Here is a 276-nt window from a genome sequence, read left to right on the forward strand (position 1 = left end):
TGGGCTTTAGGTGAATAATGTGATTTCGAAGTTTGATCAAGTTATCAATTTGGGAATTATATCTTCTATACTTTGATGGTCGGAATTTTCTACCCTTAATTGCAGGAATAGAATTGTATAATTTTAATGTAACAGTTGAGGCTAGCTCTTTGCCATCGCTTCCGACAAATTTATAGTCATCTGGAATAACTCTATTGGCAAAGCTTTCTAAAGCAGCTTGAAGATTAATAATACAATTAATAGCTAATTGAAAATACATCCCGGCATGACTTAAAT

General features: G+C 32.6%; 1 protein-coding gene. It reads right to left on the reverse strand.

Going from position 1 to position 276, the window contains the following annotated elements; translation table 11 throughout:
* The coding region (locus I5349_RS13715) for a hypothetical protein (protein WP_226391347.1) at window positions 1-259 on the reverse strand (259 nt) is incomplete at its 3' end.
* Between the last annotated feature and the right edge of the window lie 17 nt (window positions 260-276).

The organism is Penaeicola halotolerans (assembly GCF_016464625.1).
GTDB classification, from domain to species: domain Bacteria; phylum Bacteroidota; class Bacteroidia; order Cytophagales; family Cyclobacteriaceae; genus Penaeicola; species Penaeicola halotolerans.